The organism is Bacillus bingmayongensis, from assembly GCF_000299035.1.
Lineage (GTDB): Bacteria > Bacillota > Bacilli > Bacillales > Bacillaceae_G > Bacillus_A > Bacillus_A bingmayongensis.
On sequence record NZ_AKCS01000018.1, the window covers coordinates 45,822 to 65,513 of the forward strand.

General features: G+C 36.5%; 17 protein-coding genes, 4 tRNA genes and 2 pseudogenes. 1 reads left to right on the forward strand and 22 read right to left on the reverse strand.

What is annotated here, in order from left to right; genetic code table 11:
* The first annotated feature begins 165 nt into the window (after window positions 1-165).
* Window positions 166-1,983, forward strand: coding sequence for an oligoendopeptidase F (gene pepF, locus Y7E_RS0104200; RefSeq protein WP_017150070.1), 1,818 nt, complete (start codon window positions 166-168; stop codon window positions 1,981-1,983).
* 54 nt (window positions 1,984-2,037) lie between these two features.
* On the opposite strand, the gene Y7E_RS0104205 is transcribed toward pepF, so the two are convergent.
* The 22 genes and pseudogenes from Y7E_RS0104205 to rpsF form a co-directional block, all read right to left on the reverse strand.
* Window positions 2,038-2,916 carry a radical SAM/SPASM domain-containing protein gene (locus Y7E_RS0104205; RefSeq protein ID WP_017150071.1) on the reverse strand — a complete coding sequence of 293 codons (879 nt, stop codon included), beginning with the start codon at window positions 2,914-2,916 and terminating at the stop codon, window positions 2,038-2,040.
* A 367-nt stretch (window positions 2,917-3,283) separates the two neighbouring features.
* Window positions 3,284-3,406: pseudogene (locus Y7E_RS33135) on the reverse strand (CPBP family intramembrane glutamate endopeptidase); the annotation flags it as partial.
* A gap of 266 nt (window positions 3,407-3,672) precedes the next feature.
* Window positions 3,673-4,152, reverse strand: coding sequence for a 23S rRNA (pseudouridine(1915)-N(3))-methyltransferase RlmH (gene rlmH / locus Y7E_RS0104210; protein ID WP_017150072.1), 480 nt, complete (start codon window positions 4,150-4,152; stop codon window positions 3,673-3,675).
* Between the two features lie 57 nt (window positions 4,153-4,209).
* Window positions 4,210-4,395, reverse strand: coding sequence for a CxxH/CxxC protein (locus Y7E_RS0104215; protein WP_026049089.1), 186 nt, complete (start codon window positions 4,393-4,395; stop codon window positions 4,210-4,212).
* A 55-nt stretch (window positions 4,396-4,450) separates the two neighbouring features.
* Window positions 4,451-5,635, reverse strand: a complete 1,185-nt coding sequence (locus tag Y7E_RS0104220) for a S1C family serine protease (RefSeq protein ID WP_017150074.1) — start codon at window positions 5,633-5,635, stop codon at window positions 4,451-4,453.
* Window positions 5,636-5,698: 63 nt separating this feature from the next.
* Window positions 5,699-6,493 (reverse strand): MBL fold metallo-hydrolase, encoded by a 795-nt coding sequence (locus Y7E_RS0104225; protein ID WP_017150075.1) that lies wholly within the window; start codon window positions 6,491-6,493, stop codon window positions 5,699-5,701.
* Window positions 6,477-7,321, reverse strand: a pseudogene (locus Y7E_RS0104230) (two-component system regulatory protein YycI). Before Y7E_RS0104230 ends, Y7E_RS0104225 begins: the two are co-directional and overlap by 17 nt.
* The gene (locus tag Y7E_RS0104235) at window positions 7,302-8,639 is read right to left on the reverse strand and encodes a YycH family regulatory protein (RefSeq protein ID WP_017150077.1); all 1,338 of its coding nucleotides are present in this window, start codon (window positions 8,637-8,639) and stop codon (window positions 7,302-7,304) included. The pseudogene Y7E_RS0104230 and the gene Y7E_RS0104235 overlap by 20 nt, the downstream one beginning before the upstream one ends.
* Window positions 8,636-10,471 carry a cell wall metabolism sensor histidine kinase WalK gene (gene walK / locus Y7E_RS0104240; RefSeq protein ID WP_017150078.1) on the reverse strand — a complete coding sequence of 612 codons (1,836 nt, stop codon included), beginning with the start codon at window positions 10,469-10,471 and terminating at the stop codon, window positions 8,636-8,638. The genes Y7E_RS0104235 and walK overlap by 4 nt, the downstream gene beginning before the upstream one ends.
* A gap of 3 nt (window positions 10,472-10,474) precedes the next feature.
* Complete coding sequence (gene walR, locus Y7E_RS0104245; protein ID WP_017150079.1) at window positions 10,475-11,182, reverse strand: cell wall metabolism DNA-binding response regulator WalR; 708 nt, start codon at window positions 11,180-11,182, stop codon at window positions 10,475-10,477.
* Between the two features lie 285 nt (window positions 11,183-11,467).
* A tRNA-Phe gene (locus Y7E_RS0104250) sits at window positions 11,468-11,540 on the reverse strand.
* 42 nt (window positions 11,541-11,582) lie between these two features.
* Window positions 11,583-11,658, reverse strand: a tRNA-Asp gene (locus Y7E_RS0104255).
* 22 nt (window positions 11,659-11,680) lie between these two features.
* Window positions 11,681-11,752: transfer RNA gene (locus Y7E_RS0104260), tRNA-Glu, on the reverse strand.
* Between the two features lie 13 nt (window positions 11,753-11,765).
* Window positions 11,766-11,841 (reverse strand) — tRNA-Lys (locus tag Y7E_RS0104265).
* Between the two features lie 154 nt (window positions 11,842-11,995).
* Complete coding sequence (locus Y7E_RS0104270; protein WP_017150080.1) at window positions 11,996-13,285, reverse strand: adenylosuccinate synthase; 1,290 nt, start codon at window positions 13,283-13,285, stop codon at window positions 11,996-11,998.
* A 215-nt stretch (window positions 13,286-13,500) separates the two neighbouring features.
* Complete coding sequence (gene dnaB / locus Y7E_RS0104275) at window positions 13,501-14,862, reverse strand: replicative DNA helicase (RefSeq protein WP_017150081.1); 1,362 nt, start codon at window positions 14,860-14,862, stop codon at window positions 13,501-13,503.
* A gap of 27 nt (window positions 14,863-14,889) precedes the next feature.
* On the reverse strand, window positions 14,890-15,336 hold the full coding sequence (rplI, locus tag Y7E_RS0104280) for a 50S ribosomal protein L9 (RefSeq protein WP_017150082.1): 447 nt from the start codon (window positions 15,334-15,336) through the stop codon (window positions 14,890-14,892).
* Entirely contained in the window at window positions 15,333-17,306 is a 1,974-nt protein-coding gene (locus Y7E_RS0104285; RefSeq protein WP_017150083.1) for a DHH family phosphoesterase, read from the reverse strand. Before Y7E_RS0104285 ends, rplI begins: the two co-directional genes overlap by 4 nt.
* A 140-nt stretch (window positions 17,307-17,446) precedes the next feature.
* Entirely contained in the window at window positions 17,447-18,385 is a 939-nt protein-coding gene (locus Y7E_RS0104290) for a YybS family protein (RefSeq protein WP_017150084.1), read from the reverse strand.
* Window positions 18,386-18,465: 80 nt separating this feature from the next.
* Complete coding sequence (rpsR, locus tag Y7E_RS0104295; RefSeq protein ID WP_000918874.1) at window positions 18,466-18,699, reverse strand: 30S ribosomal protein S18; 234 nt, start codon at window positions 18,697-18,699, stop codon at window positions 18,466-18,468.
* A 45-nt stretch (window positions 18,700-18,744) separates the two neighbouring features.
* A complete protein-coding gene (gene ssb, locus Y7E_RS0104300) occupies window positions 18,745-19,257 on the reverse strand; it encodes a single-stranded DNA-binding protein (RefSeq protein ID WP_017150085.1) in 513 nt (170 codons plus the stop codon).
* A gap of 30 nt (window positions 19,258-19,287) precedes the next feature.
* On the reverse strand, window positions 19,288-19,575 hold the full coding sequence (rpsF, locus tag Y7E_RS0104305; RefSeq protein WP_017150086.1) for a 30S ribosomal protein S6: 288 nt from the start codon (window positions 19,573-19,575) through the stop codon (window positions 19,288-19,290).
* Between the last annotated feature and the right edge of the window lie 117 nt (window positions 19,576-19,692).

Here is a 19,692-nt window from a genome sequence, read left to right on the forward strand (position 1 = left end):
AGTACTTCATTTCGTGCTTGCTCGTTTTTCTTATGATACGATTCAATGTACATAACCAATCAGAGATTCCTCCGATTCCCTTATCAAATAGATAAATAGTTTCAATTAACAGAATTTTCTAGTATTATGTTATTAAATATTAGAAATAATAAGGAGGGATTCAAAATGGAAAATGTAATAGAGAAACGGCTTACTCGCTCAGAAGTCCCTGTCGAATTAACATGGGACCTCACTGATTTATTTACGTCCGATCAGGATTGGGAAGATGCACTCAAAGTGCTGGAAGAAGATATGAAGAAAATAGATACCTTTAAAACAACTTTGCATAATGGACCAAGGGTTTTATTAGATTGCCTACTCTTACAAGAGCAACTGTTGATGAAATTGATTAAACTTTTGACATTTGCAAACTTAAAAGAATCTACAGACCGAACAGATCCGATTATCCAAGCAAATTCATCAAAAATTTCTACCTTAGGCACAAAGCTGCATACAGCCCTATCTTTTATTCCAAATGAAGTTCTGCTACTTCCTGAAGGAACAATTGAAAAATATCTTCAAGATGAAGCAGAGCTTGAGCCTTTCCGTAAATCGCTATTAGACATTCTGGAAACGAGAAAGCATAAGCTTTCGCCAGAAACAGAAGAAGCACTCGCAGCGCTTGGTGAAGTACATGGAGCACCTTATAAAATCTATGGAATGACTAAGTTAGCAGATATGGAGTTTTCTCCTATACAGGATGAACAAGGCGCGGAATTACCGGTATCCTTTGCATTATTTGAAAGTCGCTACGAGTTTTCTCCTAACACAGATATTCGCAGAAAAGCGTATAAATCTTTCATTTCAACGCTCAAACAATATAAAAACACTGTTGCTGCTACTTACTCAACAGAGGTCACGAAGCAAGTAACACTCTCTCGTTTACGTAAGTATGATTCTGTCACTCATATGCTTTTGGATCCACAGAAAGTAACACTCGAAATGTATAACAATCAGCTAGATATTATTTATAAAGAATTAGCACCTCATATGCGCCGCTTTGCTGCGCTTAAAAAGAAAGTTTTAGGACTTGAACAAATGCTTTTTTGTGACTTGCATGCACCGCTAGATCCAGATTTCAATCCAACAATAAATTACGAAGAAGCTGGTAAATTAATTCAGGAATCTTTAAAAGTATTGGGCCCTGAATACAGTGCAATCATAGAAAAAGGTTTTAAAGAAAGATGGGTAGACCTCGCAGATAATGTTGGAAAATCAACTGGCGCCTTCTGCTCTAGCCCATATGGATCACATCCTTACATCCTCATTACGTGGCAAGGTAATATGCGTGGATGTTTTACATTAGCACATGAATTCGGACATGCCGGACATTTTTATTTAGCAAATAAAAATCAACGTATGATGAACGTTCGTCCGTCCTTGTATTTCGTTGAAGCACCATCTACGATGAATGAAGTGCTACTTGCCCAGCATTTGCTAGCTACAAATGAAGATAAGAGAATGCGCCGATGGGTTATCTCACAGTTAGTAGGAACTTATTATCATAATTTTGTCACCCATTTACTTGAAGCCGAATATCAACGTAGGGTATACACTTTAGCTGAGGATGGAAAAGCCCTTACTGCAACAACATTAACAGAAGTAAAAACGAATGTTCTTTCTGAGTTTTGGGGAGATACGGTTAAAATTGATGAAGGGGCAGGTTTAACTTGGATGCGTCAACCGCATTATTATATGGGTTTATATCCATACACGTATTCTGCCGGTTTAACTGCATCGACTGCTGTAGCCCAGTTGATTCAAGAAGAAGGACAGCCAGCTATTGATCGTTGGCTCGATGTACTGCGTGCAGGCGGAAGGATGGAACCACTTGAACTACTAAAACATACTGGAGTTGATATGTCGACACCAGAGCCAGTCCGTAAAGCTGTTTCTTATGTTGGTTCATTAATTGATGAGTTAGAACGTTCTTATCAAGAGTAATCAAAAATGAGCCCCCATGAGAATGTATTTACCATTCTTATGAGGGCTCATTTCTTATTTTCCAAATCTTTTACGATACCCGCATTTTCTACATAATTCCTCTACTGCCACTCTACGTGAAAATCCATCTACAAGATTTTTAGCTCTATCCCTTTCGATAATCTCAGAGAATGAGGCCTCATTAATATTTCCAAGGTTAATGATTCCCTCACCATCTAAACAACAAGGAATAACAGTTCCGTTTGCTAAAATACCTGCTTGATTTCGAAGACCATGACAGAAGCCCTTTCCATCGTCCTCTTCTTCATGCAAGGCCGGCCACTGAAATTCGTAATCTTGGTTAATGAAAATGCGATCCGCAATCTTCACACCACTTCCTGGTGTGATCTTCTCTTCAATTTTGTATGGTAAATCAAATTCTTTCTCAATAATTTCTAATAACTGTCTGTTTCTTTGTATTTCAAGATTCGTCTTATTGTCTTGTGTCAGGTTCCATAGTCTCAGCGAAACAATTAATTCTGATTGACTCGTTGCTTCTTTAATAAAAGAAAGGATGCTTCTTACATATCCTTCTTTATCTTCAGATCCTGGATGACCATCAAAGCTATGAAGTGAAAAATTCATCTGTCTTAATGCAGGTTTATTTAATAATTTATGCCTCTTTTTATTAATTAACGTTCCATTGGTTGTAATATTAACTTTAAACCCTTTTTCATGACTTAAGTCTAGCAATTGATCTATTTTAGGATGGAGCAACGGCTCACCTTTTACATGTAAATAAATGTAGTCTGTGTGAGGTTTAATCTGGTCTAATCTCTTAGAAAAATCCTCCACAGAAAGAAATTGCTTCTGTCGTTCTGTTGGCGGACAAAAACTGCATGCAAGATTACATACACTAGTAATCTCTAAGTAAAACTTCTTAAACTTTTTCAATCTTAATTCCCCACTTCTTTGACTACTTAGAACAGAACGAAATATTGTTCTATCACTATTACAACATAATTTCTCAAAAATGAAAATATGCTTATTCAAGACACATGTTACCATTTTCACTCAAAAAATATGTAGAAGACCATCAGAAACTTGTCTCCGATAATCTTCTACCATTCACACACTAGTGTATTACTATACTATTATTACAACAAGAATACCAATATATATAAATTAATTCATATATTAATATATTTTCACTTAAGATCCGGTTCACCATATTGTATTTCATGAGGGTTATATTTCCACCTATTTTAAGCCAGTAAGATCGTTATATACGTAAAATATTGATACCTTAAAGAGAGGGACTTTAAATTGTAACTGATTGTTCAACCTTATCGTTTGGATTACTTTCTCTTTTGATTCTTATCGCTCTAAGAAACAGCCCTATTCCAAGAAATAAGACCGTTGCAACAACTCCGCTGATTGGATTATATGACGCATGTAGTTCTCCTCCTGTAAACTATCTACATTTATAACAGCTGTACCAATATAAACACCCCTTGGCACAATTGTGCCAAGGGGTATTTATATCAAGAGTTAACTTCTACTTTAGTTTTCTAAAAAACAGCTTAAAATAGCGATTTTTTCCGGTATAATATTCGAAATTTTCCCTTTTAATTACATTATACTTGAATACAAGCGTAGACTCTGCAACTGTATTTCACAATAAAGAACATCCTATTTGAAAAATCTTATTTACTTATGATACGGTTCACCACGATTAATCCGAAACGCCCGATACACTTGCTCTAAAAGTACCAATCTCATCAACTGATGCGGCAGTGTCATTTTCGAGAATGAAAGTGATTCGTTAGAGCGCTTCATCACTTCCGAGCTAAGGCCTAGTGAGCCCCCGATTACAAATGCCACTTTACTTTTTCCATATGTCGCAAGGCGATCAAGATTTGCTGCAAATTCTTCTGATGACTTTTGTTTTCCTTCGATTGCTAATGCAATAACATGTGTATCATCTGAAATTTTATCCAGTATACGTATACCTTCTTTTTCTTTTACAATTAACATTTCTGCTTCACTTAAATTTTCCGGTGCTTTTTCATCCGGCAATTCAATAATTTCTACTTTTGCATACGCAGATAGTCGTTTTAAGTATTCTGCAATACCTTGTTTTAAATATTTTTCTTTTAATTTTCCAATTGAAATAATCGAGATATTCACACGTATTCCCCACCTTACAAACACGTTATCCACAAAACTTATCCACATATCCACACACTACCCACATATTGTGTGAGAATCTGTGTTCGATACAACATATGTCGCCTTATTTTGACAAAATTCACATGTTTTTTGTTCTTTTTCTGAGTTATCCACATTGTTGATAACCGGCGCCACTTCACACTCATCCACAATGATATCTAGTGCTAACTCTACATGTTCTAGACAACAAGGTAAATCCATATTCTTCACCTCACTTTTCCACAATAGAAAACAGGAGGGCTGTCCTCCTGTTTTCTTAATAGTTTTGACTGCCTAATTTCACTGTTGTTGTTGACCTTTTTGTACCACGATAAAATGTTAGTGTCATTTTATCATCGATTTTTTTATTATATAAAACTGTTCGGAATCCAATAATATCATGCACTGGTTTTCCATCGATTGCTACAATTACATCATATTCTCGTAATCCAGCATCTGCACCAGGTGATGGACTTTTTACATCTAAAATACAAACGCCCGTTGTTACACTACTTGGTAAATGCAATGTTTCGGACCAGTGATAATTCGGAATTTCATTTAAAGATCTTAGTTCGACCCCAACATAAGGGCGCCTTACTTTCCCGTGCTTTTCAAGCTCATTCATAACAGGAACTGCTCTTGTAACTGGGATAGCAAGCCCAATTCCTTCTACTTCTTTCGCTGCAATTTTCATCGAGTTGATTCCAATAAGTTGTCCTGCCACATTTACAAGTGCACCGCCACTATTCCCTGGGTTAATAGCTGCATCTGTTTGCAATACTTCTACCTGCCAGTCATAATGCCCATCTTGATCTAAGTCTACAGGTACAATTCTCTCATTTGCAGAAATAATTCCTTGTGTAACAGTTCCTGAAAATTGTAATCCAAGTGGGTTTCCAATTGCAATAACTGCTTCTCCACGACGAACCGTATTAGAATCACCAATTTCAATTACTTTCTTTATTGGTTTTGCATCTATTTCTAGAACAGCTAAATCTGTAACTACATCGCTACCTAATATTTTACCAGGAACCTTTTTTCCATCACTTAAGCTCACCTCAATACGATTCGCTCCCGCAACAACATGATGATTCGTTACGATATAAGCATGACCATTTGTTTTCTTATAAATGACGCCTGATCCTGTCCCAGCTTCTGAATCTGCTTCTGAAAAATTATCACGCTGAATGTTTATTACACCAACAACCGCTTCCGATGCACGATCAACAGCATCTACAAAACCAGAATGGTTCGCTGTTTGTGATTGCTTTACTATCATATTCTCTTCACTTGCTTCTGCTTGCTGTAATGGGCTAGTTTCAGATTCAGAAAATAAAGGAGCTCCAAATGCAAACAATGAAGCCCCAACAATTGTTCCTGCTATACTAGAAATAACGATACCTTTGTGCTTCTTTTTACCTGCTCGTTTCATACGAAATTCTTCTTCATCAATAAAGGACATACTTGTTCACCAATCCTCCTGAAAACAACTATATTTTCCTTTATTGTTTACTAAAATCAAGAATTATACGTATTGAATTTTCGTTGGTGCCTTTGGATCCGTATCATGTATCTCAAACGCTTCTCCAACTGCAAAACCTTTTTCCTCTAGCACCTGTGCAACAGACATACGTGCTAATTCTTTCATATTATTATCTAAACTTAAATGCGCTAAATAAATGTGTTTCGTCTCATCTGTGATAACATCAGTCATTGCAAGTGCTGCATCTTCATTAGAAACATGACCCACATCGCTTAAAATGCGTCGTTTTATACTCCATGGATAGCGTCCCATACGAAGCATTTCAACATCATGATTACTTTCAAACACAAATGCATTTGCTCCTTTAATGATACCTTTCATACGATCACTTACATAACCTGTATCTGTAATAAGAGCCAATTTCCTACCATTATGATGAAATGCATAAAACATTGGCTCTGCCGCGTCATGAGAAACACCAAACGATTCCACTTCAATATCTCCAAATGTTTTCACATCACCAATTGAGAAAACAAACTTTTGATCAGTTGGAATGTTACCAATTAAATGTTCCATAGCGTTCCACGTTTTTTCATTTGCATACACAGGTAACTGATATTTACGTGCCAAAACACCGAGACCTTTAATATGATCACTATGCTCATGTGTTACAAGAATACCTGATATATCTTGAATGTCCAATTCAGCTTTCTGAAATAAAGCTTCTGTCGCTTTTCCACTCAAGCCTGCATCAATGAGCAATTTTTGTTTCTCAGTCCCTACATATAGCGCATTTCCTGTACTGCCGCTTGCAAGTACACTAAAATGCAAACTCATTTCTGCTCACTCCATTATTTTTTCATTTTCCTTTTCCTTTTCTTTCTCTAACTTAATAACTTGTCCTTCAATAGCATTCACAAAATAATCTACTTTTCGATCTGTTTTTAAATTCCATGTCGGAGCAAGCACTTGTATATTAGAAGCAGAAGATGCAACAAGAGTTGCATATCCAATCTGTGCTTCTTTAAAATGCGTATTTTGTTTTATTTCATTCTTAAAGTATAAATTTTCTAAAGCTGTTTGAGCTGTAATAATTTCTTGCTCTTTTGCTTTTTCATTTTCACCCATCTCTTTTAAATCGGTTAACATTGTTTGTGTATACGAAACAAATTCACCTTTCTCATTTAAATCCACAACAATCATCCCATGATCATTATAAAAAATAGGCTTATCTTTATATTTTTGAAAGAAATAGATTTTCGTTGCTTCCGCTTTACCAAACTCATATTTCTGACCATCTAACACATAGTTTTTCAAAAAATCACTATACTTATCTTTAGATAATGTTTTTGCGTTTAACAATGGTTCCTTTAATTTACTTACAATTGTATTTACATCTTGTAAAATAGCTGTTTGGTTTTTTAAGGAACGGATATCCTCTTCTTTAAATTCCTTATTTTTCGCTATAATAAAAGAATCTTTCTTTGGTTCTTTTGGCAAATCACCAACGGTAATTTTATCATCTTTTAACTGCTGATCTACCTTTGTTTCTGCCATTAACTCTAATTGATTACTATCTTGCTTTTGAATGAATTGAAACACGAGAAAGAGGTCTAAAATAAAAAAGGTAACAATAAATATTGTTTTAATCCGATTCCAATCCAATTAGCTCTCCCTCCCTCTCTTCACTCCACTCAAATACTTGATAATCTTCATCATAAATTACATACCAAATTGGCTCTAAGTTTCCACTTGCAACATGTCCATTCGGTCCATTTTCTGTTACTAATTTATAACCAATTCCTATATCTTGAATTAACTTTTTATCTATATTCGGATTTTTTTCTAATGACTGGATAACGGTCCGTCCAGCTGGAAGCACTGTCTTTTTATCCTCAGCTTTATTAATTAATAAATTAAATAATGGTCGCTTATAGCTAATTAGTTCTTCCGATCCCCATACTTGTGTTAATTCAGTCATTCCGTCACGATTAAATACAGGTAAATCTTCCTCATATAAACGGAATTTTGTTTTCCCCTTTGAATTTAGATAATCAAATCTATATGCATCCGTTAAGCCGCTATGACTATTAACAAATTCGAAACTTCTTTGCATAAGGAGATTACCGGACATACGCGCACCGCTAGCCACAGATGAATTTGTATACTTCAGTATTCGGTTCTGCTTGTTTATTTGCATAAGGCGAATACCATCTGTATAGGTTTCTTCTAATTCATTAGAAATAGGAGTTACATAACGCGGATCACTAAATAGTGCATTTTTAAATGATTCCACTCCCATTTCTGTAGCAAAATACATTAGATTTTGCATTTCTGTTGAATCATCTGGTAAAAATATTTTTTTCGTATCATTTATTTCATAAGCAAAATACGGTCTTGCTAAAGCTAGAAATTGATTTTGTGCATTTACAATATCTCTTAGATTCACACCTGTTAATGTCATTTTATATATTTTACGATTGCTGTAAGAAACAAAATTCACATCAATATTTTGATCACGACTTCTAGATGGATCGACAATAATACGATCAAAATTAAGCATATCTAATTTCTTATCTTTAATTGTTAATACGCTCCTAATTGCATCAAATGGAACCTCGGTCGGAAAGACAATTTCAATCTTGTCTTCCCCATGCACATAAGAGAGGAAATCACCTTTTGAGATAGAATTCGTGATATCCTTAAAATCATGTAATTCTCCTCTCTCGATAACTGTATATAACAAGTCAATATTAGCTTTCCTTTCACTTACGAAATGCTTCTTATCCTTATGAACAATCATAGAGGATGGGACAATTACATCTGAAATATCTTGTTTTAGTGCATCTGCATTCCCTTGGACAACCTTTGTGCTTTGCACCGAATTAGAATCAGGTACATACGTCCACAAATTAAAAGTAAGAAACAGGCTAATGACAACTAAGTTAATAAGGACAATGGTTTTAAAGTTTTCCATATTCATTCCCAATCGTCCTCTTCTTCCTTCGCCATTGGAAGGGTGAAATAAATAGTTGTTCCTTTCCCTTCTTCGCTTTTCGCCCAAATAGATCCACCGTGCGCCCCAATCATTTCCTTAGCAATTGCTAAACCTAAGCCTGTTCCACCCATCTGTCTTGAACGTGCCTTATCTACACGATAAAAACGTTCGAAAATCTTCTCTACATTTTCTTTTGGAATACCCATTCCTTGGTCACTTACACTAATTTCTAACATATCCTCTCGATCGCGCAGGCGATATGTTACTGTTCCACCTTCAGGAGAATACTTTAAAGCATTTGAAATAATGTTATATAAAACTTGTGTAATTTTATCAGCGTCCATATCAATGAATCGAGATTTCTTAGAGAATGAACGTTTAAAGATTACATTTTGTTCTTTCGACATTTCAAAACGATCGATAACATTATTAAAGAAATCTGTAAAGTCTACCCATTCTTTCATTAAACGATGTTCCGTACTATCTAATTTAGATAATTGCAACAATGCATTCACAAGTCGAATCATTCTTTCCGTTTCTTCTTGTGTAACTGTTAAAAATTGTGGTGCAATATTCGGATCTTGCCATGCACCATCACTAAGTGCCTCTAAATAGCTACGCATCGTCGTTAACGGTGTCCGCAGTTCATGTGATACATTCGCCACAAACTCACGGCGCTCACGGTCAATACGCTCTTGTTCTGTCACATCATATAATACAGCAATTAAACCATTTGTTTTCCCTGTTTCCTTTTGAATAACGGAAAAACTAGCTCGCAAAATATACGGTTCATTTCGCGTACTGAAATCTAATAAAACAGAATCTGGTTCTTCATACAGATGATCGAGTGTAAATTCCTCTTGAATACCTAATACTTCTAAAACAGACTGATCTAATGCCGTTTCACGTGAAACGTTTAACATCTTTTCCGCAGGATCATTTAATAAAATAATGTCTCCTTTTCGATCAGTAGCAATTACGCCATCTGTCATATGAGATAAAACGGACGAAAGCTTACGTCTTTCACTTTCAGTCGAAGAACGTGCTTGTTGTAATTTTTTTGATAAATTATTAAACGATAGTGCTAATTGACCAATTTCATCGTGACTATGTACTTTTACTTTACGAGAGTAATTTCCCTTTGCCATTTCAATTGCTTGTCTTCGCATATCTGAAATTGGTCTTGTAATTGTTTGAGCTAATAAAATTCCTAAAACTGCTGTTACTAATAAAGCAATCACTGTCCCGGTTGCAAAAATTTGATTGATATCCTTCATCTGCTTATAAACATCTTCCATAGAAGCAACGATATGAATGACACCAATTATTTTCCCCTTCTCTCCCTCAATTGGGGTTGCCATAACTTGGACACGATGACCGGTAGTTCCATCTTTCTCAATCTTTCCTTCAGCCTTTTTTTGTACAATAGCCCGTTGGACAGATATATCTGTTACCGTTTTACCTACCCTACCTTGCTTAGATTCTAAGGATACCGCTAAAAGCCGTCTGTTTGGATCAATAACACTTACTTCTTGAATGTCTTTTTTTCGGTCTGATGCGAATTCCGTGATTGACGTTTTAATAGCCTCTTCTAAGGGTGGGTCTGTTTTTTCACGCTCTTTTGTAAACTCTTGCTTCAAATTGTAAGACAGTAAATTCGTTTGTTGCGTTAATGAATCCTTAAAACTTTGTACGAGACTTTTCTCAAGTTCACGAACAAAATATACACCAATAACCTGCATTGCTATCAAAATTAATAGCATATATATGAGCACAAATTTCAAATGAATCGATTGAAAAAAACCAACTTTCTTCATATACTATTCCTGCTCTGGATCACGCAAGTAATACCCTACTCCACGTCTTGTTACAATTAAAGTCGGGTGACTTGGATTGTCTTCAATTTTCTCACGTAAACGGCGTACTGTTACATCTACCGTACGTACATCTCCAAAATAATCATAGCCCCAAACTGTTTGTAATAAATGCTCACGCGTCATAACTTGTCCTAAATGTTTCGCCAAATAGTGAAGCAATTCAAATTCACGATGCGTAAGTTCAATGCTTTCTTCTCTTTTTGTTACACTGTACGCATTTGGATTAATCACAATTGGTCCAATAACCATTTCTGTATTTTCTTCTTTTTCAGCTGAGCCACCTTGTTGATGACGACGCAAGTTTGCTTTGACACGCGCCAATAATTCGCGCGTACTAAATGGTTTTGTTACATAATCATCTGCACCAAGTTCTAGTCCCAGCACTTTATCGATTTCAGAGTCTTTCGCAGTTAGCATAATGATTGGCATTTCAGAGTTTTTTCGTATTTCACGACAAACCTCTAACCCATCTTTCCCCGGTAACATAATATCCAATAAAACCATATCTGGTTGTTCCTCGTTCGCCTTTTCAATGGCTTCGTCACCGTCATGCGCCATCACAATTTCAAAGCCTTCTTTTTCTAAGTTAAATTTTAAAATATCTGCAATCGGTTTCTCATCATCAACGACTAAGATTTTCTTTCCCATCATTGTTTATTTCCTCCTAATAAAAATATGGTCAATCATCCTCAAACATGCACAGCTATCTGTATGGCATATAGCCAAACAATCGTATCCTTTGTTTGAGTATTTTCTCCTCTATTCTCATAGAATCATGTATGATTCACTTATAAGTGGATCACTATACGATCTACAGAAAAACCTCTAGCTTCAACTGCTAGAGGCTCCTCATTCTATTGTAAAATAACTACTCTCATTTGTAAAATTGAACAATATAAAAAGGATATTAAGTGGGCCCACTTAATATCCTGAGAGTGGCTCGGGACGGAATCGAACCGCCGACACGAGGATTTTCAGTCCTCTGCTCTACCGACTGAGCTACCGAGCCAAAACATATATATAAAACCACTAATGGTGGTATAAACAAAAGTGGCGGTCCCGACCGGGGTCGAACCGGCGATCTCCTGCGTGACAGGCAGGCATGTTAACCACTACACCACGGAACCACAAAACATATATAAAAAGACATGACCCGTACGGGATTCGAACCCGTGTTACCGCCGTGAAAGGGCGGTGTCTTAACCACTTGACCAACGGGCCACGAAAAATAAAATGGTGAGCCATGAAGGACTCGAACCTTCGACCCTCTGATTAAAAGTCAGATGCTCTACCAACTGAGCTAATGGCTCATACTCACCAACGTCATATTTTCGTGACGACAAGAGTTATCTTACCACAACAACTTTTATTTTTGCAATACCTTTTTATATTTTTTTTATAAAAAAATAAGAAAAAACTCACATAAGCATGAGTTTTTTCTTAAATAAATCAATTTTATCTTAATTAACCACCGTATACGTTACGAACGATGTTTGTTTGATTACGATCTGGACCAACAGAGAACATAGATAATTGAATACCTGTTAGTTGAGACACACGCTCTACATAATGTCTTGCATTTTCAGGAAGTTCAGCTAATGATTTTACACCTGTGATATCTTCAGTCCAACCTGGAAGTTCTTCATATACAGGCTCACATTTCGCTAAAATGTTTAAGTTTGCTGGAACTTCATCCAGAACTTCTCCATTATATTTATATGCAATACAGATTTTCACAGTTGGAATACCTGTTAATACGTCGATAGAGTTTAAAGATAGATCTGTTAAACCACTTACGCGGCGTGCATGTCTAACAACAACGCTATCAAACCAACCTACACGGCGTGGACGACCTGTTGTTGTACCATATTCACGACCAACTTCACGAATTTGATGACCAATTTCATCATTAAGTTCAGTAGGGAATGGACCGTCACCAACACGGCTTGTATATGCTTTACATACACCTACTACACGTTTGATTTTAGAAGGACCAACACCAGAACCGATTGTTACACCACCAGCAACTGGGTTAGAAGATGTAACGAATGGGTACGTACCTTGGTCGATATCAAGCATTACGCCTTGCGCACCTTCAAATAATACGCGGCGTCCTTCATCTAATGCATCATTTAATACAACAGATGTATCGCATACGTATTGTGCAATTTGTTGACCATACTCAAAGTACTCTTCAAAGATTTCATCTGCATTAAAGCCTTCTGCATCATACATTTTTTCAAACAGACGATTTTTTTCTGCTAAATTGCGTTCAAGCTTTTCTTTAAATGCTTCACGATCTAAAAGATCAGCCATACGAATACCAACGCGAGCAGCTTTATCCATGTATGCTGGACCGATACCTTTTTTTGTTGTACCGATTTTATTATCACCTTTACGCTCTTCTTCTAACTCATCTTGTTTTAAGTGATAAGGTAAAATAACGTGCGCACGGTTACTAATACGTAGATTATCAGTGCTTACACCACGATCGTGTAAGTATTTTAATTCTACAAGTAATGCTTTTGGATCTACTACCATACCGTTTCCGATAACACAAATTTTTTCTTTATAGAAAATACCAGATGGAATTAAGTGTAGTTTATACTTAACACCGCCGAAAACAATTGTATGTCCTGCGTTGTTTCCACCTTGATATCTTGCAACTACTTCCGCATGTTCAGAAAGGAAATCAGTAATTTTACCTTTTCCTTCATCGCCCCACTGTGTTCCTACAACTACTACTGAAGACATTATTCAAGCACCTCCGCAATTTTCAAACGAACTTTTCAAACAATATAATTGTACCAAAATGAAAAAAGAAGTCAATTTAAAAACGAACATTTTTTTATCTTTTATCTATTTCGTTCGTAAGAATACTTTATTCACACGATGAAAGCCCTATCTTTTGTTCATAAAAAAAGAAACACATCTTATTATAAGAAATGTGTTTCTTTTTTATACTTCTACTATGCCGGCGGTGCATGTCCGTCGTCAAAACGCCGCTCTAAGTTTACGAATTTGTTAAATTCCTTCACGAATGCGAGTTCTACAGAACCTACCGGACCATTACGTTGCTTTGCGATAATAATTTCAATCGTGTTTTTATTTTCCGTTTCACGATCATAGTAATCTTCACGATACAAGAATGCCACAATATCGGCATCCTGCTCAATACTTCCTGATTCACGAATATCAGACATCATCGGACGTTTATCTTGACGAGATTCAACACCACGAGATAGCTGAGATAAGGCAATAACAGGCACTTGTAGCTCACGCGCAATTCCTTTTAATGTACGGGAAATTTCAGATACTTCCTGCTGACGGTTTTCACCAGATTTCCCACTACCTTGAATAAGCTGTAAGTAATCAATTAGAATCATGCCAAGCCCTTGCTCTTGTTTTAGCCTGCGGCATTTTGCACGAATTTCACTAACACGAATTCCCGGCGTATCATCAATGTATATACCAGCATTCGAAAGACTTCCCATTGCCATTGTCAACTTCGCCCAATCATCTGAAGTTAACGAACCAGTACGAAGCCTTTGCGCATCAATATTCCCTTCTGCACAGAGCATACGCATAACAAGCTGATCGGCACCCATCTCTAAACTAAAAATTGCTACATTTTCATCTGTTTTAGTCGCCACATTCTGCGCGATATTCAGTGAAAAGGCCGTTTTCCCTACTGAAGGACGGGCTGCCACAATGATTAAATCGTTACGCTGAAATCCTGCTGTCATCTTATCTAATTCAGTAAATCCAGTCGGTATCCCTGTGACTTCACCTTTTTGATTATGCAAAAGTTCAATTTTATCATAAGCATCTACAAGAACATCCTTAATATTTTGGAATGCTTTTGCATTTGTTTGATGTGATACTTCTAATATTTTTTTCTCCGCTTCATTTAGCAAGCCTTCTACATCATCTTCACGTTCATAACCATCTGATACAATGTGAGTTGCTGTTCGAATCAAACGGCGCAAAAGTGATTTTTCCGCAATTATGCGTGCATAATACTCTACATTGGCAGCCGTCGGAACAGCTTCCGCTAATTCCGCTAAATAGGAAACACCACCAACCTCTTCTAACAACCCTTGGTCAGCAAGAGCTGCTGTTGCGGTAACTAAATCAATTGGTTCTCCTTTATCAGATAGTTCAAGCATAACCCCAAAAATCTTTTGGTGTGCTGTCCGATAGAAAGATTCCGGTAGCAGCAGTTCTGAAGCCGAAGTTAACGCATCTTGATCGAGGAAGATAGCACCTAGAACTGCTTGCTCGGCCTCTATATTATGCGGAGGGGTACGATCAGCAAGTACGTCACTCATACGCAATCCTCCTTGCCTAACTTATTTTTATTGTTCACTAACATGAACCTTTACTGTCGCTGTTACTTGCGGATGCAATTTTACAATTACATTTGTATATCCTAACGCACGGATTGCATCGTCCATTTCAAATTTACGTTTATCAAGATTAATATTATGTGCTTTTTGCATTGCATCTACAATTTGCTTACTTGTAATAGAGCCGAATAAACGACCACCTTCACCAGATTTTGCTTTTAACTCTACAGTTAATTTCTCTAAAGTTTCTTTTAATTTTTTAGCATTTTCAAGTTCAGCCGCTGCATCTTTTTCTTCTTTACGCTTTTGCGCCTCTAATGTTTTCATGCTACTGTTAGTTGCCTCAGCAGCTAATCCTTGTTTTAATAAGAAGTTATTTGCATAACCGTCCGGTACATTTTTTACTTCTCCTTTTTTCCCTTTACCTTTTACGTCTTTTAGAAAAATTACTTTCATGATTGTGTGCCTCCCTGTAAATAGTCATCAATAACAAATTGAAGTTTATCTTCAGCTTCATCGACCGTTATATTTTTCATCTGTGTAGCAGCATTTGTTAAATGTCCGCCGCCACCTAAGTTTTCCATAATTAGCTGTACGTTTACTTCACCTAAAGAACGTCCACTAATTCCGATAAAGCTTTCCCCACGTTTTGCAATAACAAAAGATGCAATTACTCCTGTCATCGTCAACAACGTATCAGCTGATTGCGCAATTAATACTTGATCGTAATATTCATCACCAACTACTTTGGCAATCGCAATTCCATTTTTATAAATGTAAGCATTTTGAATCGTTTTTGCAACTCGTAAATACTGCTCCATATCTTCTTTCAGTAATTCTTGCACAAGAACTGTATCCGCTCCATGCGAACGTAGGTAAGAAGCTGCATCAAATGTACGAGCACCTGTCCGGAAAGTAAAGCTTTTTGTATCTACTATAATACCAGCCAGTAATGCTGTCGCTTCTAACATTGTCATTTTTAAACGTTTCGGCTGATATTCAAGAAGTTCTGTTACAAGCTCGGCTGTCGAAGACGCATATGGCTCCATGTACACAAGAAGAGGATCTTCAATAAATTCTTCACCACGGCGATGATGGTCAATCACAACTACGTTTTCAATCTTATGCAAAAGCTTTTCCTCCATCACCATGGAAGGTTTATGAGTATCAACGACAACAAGCAATGAATCATCCGTTGCAAACTCCATAGCCTGTTGTGGCGTAATAAAGTGAGACCATAATTCCTCATTTTGTTTCACTTTATCCATTAAACGTTTAATACCTTTATCAGAATCATTCTCATCTAATACAATGTACCCTTCACGCTCGTTTAACTGCGCTACTTTTAAAATTCCAATTGCTGCACCAATTGCATCCATATCAGGAGCCCTATGACCCATTATAATAACATTACTGCTCTCTAATACTAAATCTTTTAATGCATGCGAGATAACCCTTGCACGTACACGCGTGCGTTTTTCAACAGGATTTGTTTTACCACCATAAAATTTCACTTTACCTGTTGCTTGTTTAATCGTAACCTGATCTCCACCTCGTCCTAAAGCGAGGTCTAAACCAGATTGCGCCATTGCTCCAAGCTCTGATAAAGATAAATCGCCCGATCCTACACCAATACTTAATGTAAGTGGAATATTTCTTTTTGATGTTTCTTCACGTACTTGATCTAAAATATCAAACTTTCCTTTCTCCATTTGTGCCAAAATACTTTCATTTAACACAACGAAGAAACGCTCTGAAGAAGCCCGTTTTAAATATGCACCATATTTGATAGCCCACTCATTTAAGCGTGATGTCACCAGGCTCGTGATATTCGTACGTAATTGATCATCCAATCCTTGTGTAACTTCATCATAGTTGTCCAAATAAATAATCGCGAGAACTGTACGCTGATCTTCATACATTTTTTCAATTTCTGTTTGCTCTGTTACATCAAAGAAGTAAATTAACTTTTCTTCTTTCCTTACAAACACACGAAATTTACGATTATTTAATGATACAATATCATCAGCCGTTTCTCCTTTAATAAAGAGAAGTAACGTTTCTGATACATCATACAAATGCCATCCCGCTAAGGAATGTTGCCCTAGACAAGAAGATAAATAAGGATTTGACCAATCAATTCCATAATCCCTATTGTATAACAAAATACCAATTGGCATTTGATTAAACGCTTCATTACTTACTTTCTTTACCCTTGTAATCATATCCGTTGTGTACTTTTCAAAATTCCTCTGAAAGGCAAGCTCAGATCGAATTACAAAAAAGAGGACAATACAAAAAATAAAAAAAGCGGCCATTCCCATCATCCAGTTAAAACAACCGAGAATGGTAATAAGCACAAATATAAAAAATGCCAATACATAAACAGGATATAAAAACCGCTGTCTCTTATAAAATTCAGGCATGTATTCAACTCCTATAAAGTAAAACTAACCTAAGTAGAAATTAATCCATTTTTACCTCTGGTTAGTTGAACAAATTAAACGCCCTCAAGTTAAACTTTCACTACGAAACCCGTAATGCAAAAAGCTAATATAACGCTCTCCTATTTTGATTGTATTTTAGAACGTAACGAGAAGCCTAAGTCAATTATACCTAAGATTGTTACAAGAGGAAACAAGATAGGAACAATCATAACTAAAACAAAGCTAATAATAGGAATCGCCTTCGTATAGCCTTTTATATGTGCAAAAAAGGCTATACATGAAAATCCCTGAAATACGAGTAACAAAGAAAAAATAGTATATAGATTAGTGAATGCCATGTCTAAATATGAACCTGATTCCACCTTTATAAAAGTGGAAAGCAAAATAAATATAACGTAATACCAAACAATATTCTTTGGCAATTGCATATCTCGAAATTTAGACCACGGTGTTACAGTATACTTCAATCTTCTTAAAACATTCCCTGCCATCAAGACCGTCAACCAAGAAAAGATTAAAGAAACCATTACAAGTAAACTTGGTAGAAGCATCCAGATTATATCACTAAACTGTCCGAATAAATCTTTTTGCTCTTTACTAATCGGCGCACCGGTAGCTTTCATTATCTTCTCACTTTGTTCCATTCCTTCTTTAAGCATATCTTGCATTTGCTTAATTAAATCTATGTTTAAAAGTTTTATACTTACAACATAAATAAGAACAAAACTAAACAAATATGCAAGCATTCCTACTAACAATATTTCCACTGGTCCTTTTTTCTTCTTATACATATATCCTAAAGCAACACCTATTATGCCAGACATACATGTATTCACGAGACTCAGCGGAGAACTAACAATAATGGTAACAAAAAGTGCAGCTGCAAAAAGCATACACGTACTAGAAAACGGATATCTTACCATAAACAATAGAAATGGTAGGGGTAATGCAAATATCGCAACAATACTTACAATCGGAATATACAGGGATATTAAAAGCAGTACAGCATATACCGCTAATAAAATCGATCCTTCTGTAATGAGCCTTGTACGTTTCATCCTTTAACCTCTCTTTCCAAAAAGAAAAGCATAGCAAAATGCACAGTAGAGTCTCACTCTACTGTGCATTTCATACGCTATTATTCACCAACATATGGTAAAAGTGCCATTTGACGAGCACGTTTAATTGCAACTGTAAGTTTGCGTTGGTATTTTGCGCTTGTTCCTGTTACACGACGAGGTAAAATTTTACCACGCTCAGAAACGAAACGTTTTAATAAATCAACATCTTTATAGTCGATGCGAGTGATGCCGTTAGAAGTGAAGAAACACACCTTACGACGTTTCGCACGTCCACCTTTGCGTCCTGCCATGTCTATTTCCCTCCATTCTTTGTTAAAAATAACCGATCTATACCATTAGAATGGTAAATCGTCGTCCGAAATATCAATCGGTTGACCTACATTTGAAAATGGATCGTCATTCTTCGTAAATCCAGAGTTACCTGAGTTACCTGAATTACCAGATTGACCAAATGGGTTAGAGCCTTGGTTACCGTAACCAGCTCCTGATGGTTGCTGATTGAATGAACCACGTTGCTCCCCACCGCTATTACGCGGCTCTAAAAATTGTACGCTCTCCGCAAGAACTTCTGTTACATATACACGTTTACCATCTTGTCCCTCATAATTACGAGTTTGAAGACGTCCATCTACGCCTGCTAAGCTACCTTTTTTCAAATAATTCGCCACGTTTTCTGCTTGTTTACGCCATATTACACAATTAATAAAGTCAGCTTCACGCTCACCTTGTTGATTCGCAAATGCGCGATTTACAGCTAACGTGAAAGTAGCTACCGCAACACCATTGGGCGTGTAACGTAAGTCAGGGTCCTTAGTTAAACGACCAACGAGGATAACACGATTCATCAATCGAACCACTCTCCCTATATATCTTAATTATTATTCTTCTTCTTTAACAACGATGTGACGAAGGATATCTTCGTTGATCTTAGCTAAACGATCGAATTCTTTAACAGCTTCTGCATCAGAATTTACGTTTAAGATCATGTAGAAACCGTCACGTAAGTCGTTGATTTCGTAAGCTAAACGACGCTTACCCCACTCTTTCGTGTTAATGATTTCTGCACCATTGTTAGTTAAAACGCCTGCGAAGCGCTCAACTAAAGCTTTTTGAGCTTCTTCCTCCATATTTGGACGGATGATGTACATGATTTCGTACTTTTTCATTACACTTTCACCTCCTTTTGGTCTAAACGGCCCATAATGGGCAAGGAGCAATTAATTATATAGTAATTACTCACGAGTTTAGATTATATCATAGTAAGTTAGATGAATCAACTAACC

Excerpts from the sequence above, each read along its gene's own strand:
- rpsR (WP_000918874.1), bottom strand. The coding sequence starts at position 18,699 with ATGGCAGGACGCAAAGGTGGACGTGCGAAACGTCGTAAGGTGTGTTTC.
- Y7E_RS0104215 (WP_026049089.1), bottom strand. The coding sequence starts at position 4,395 with ATGGATTTACCTTGTTGTCTAGAACATGTAGAGTTAGCACTAGATATC.
- dnaB (WP_017150081.1), bottom strand. The coding sequence starts at position 14,862 with ATGAGTGACGTACTTGCTGATCGTACCCCTCCGCATAATATAGAGGCC.
- Y7E_RS0104225 (WP_017150075.1), bottom strand. The coding sequence starts at position 6,493 with ATGAGTTTGCATTTTAGTGTACTTGCAAGCGGCAGTACAGGAAATGCG.
- Y7E_RS0104235 (WP_017150077.1), bottom strand. The coding sequence starts at position 8,639 with ATGAATATGGAAAACTTTAAAACCATTGTCCTTATTAACTTAGTTGTC.
- Y7E_RS0104220 (WP_017150074.1), bottom strand. The coding sequence starts at position 5,635 with ATGTCCTTTATTGATGAAGAAGAATTTCGTATGAAACGAGCAGGTAAA.
- rplI (WP_017150082.1), bottom strand. The coding sequence starts at position 15,336 with ATGAAAGTAATTTTTCTAAAAGACGTAAAAGGTAAAGGGAAAAAAGGA.
- rpsF (WP_017150086.1), bottom strand. The coding sequence starts at position 19,575 with ATGAAAAAGTACGAAATCATGTACATCATCCGTCCAAATATGGAGGAA.
- Y7E_RS0104285 (WP_017150083.1), bottom strand. The coding sequence starts at position 17,306 with ATGCCTGAATTTTATAAGAGACAGCGGTTTTTATATCCTGTTTATGTA.
- pepF (WP_017150070.1), top strand. The coding sequence starts at position 166 with ATGGAAAATGTAATAGAGAAACGGCTTACTCGCTCAGAAGTCCCTGTC.
- Y7E_RS0104290 (WP_017150084.1), bottom strand. The coding sequence starts at position 18,385 with ATGAAACGTACAAGGCTCATTACAGAAGGATCGATTTTATTAGCGGTA.
- walR (WP_017150079.1), bottom strand. The coding sequence starts at position 11,182 with ATGATGGGAAAGAAAATCTTAGTCGTTGATGATGAGAAACCGATTGCA.
- walK (WP_017150078.1), bottom strand. The coding sequence starts at position 10,471 with ATGAAGAAAGTTGGTTTTTTTCAATCGATTCATTTGAAATTTGTGCTC.
- Y7E_RS0104270 (WP_017150080.1), bottom strand. The coding sequence starts at position 13,285 with ATGTCTTCAGTAGTAGTTGTAGGAACACAGTGGGGCGATGAAGGAAAA.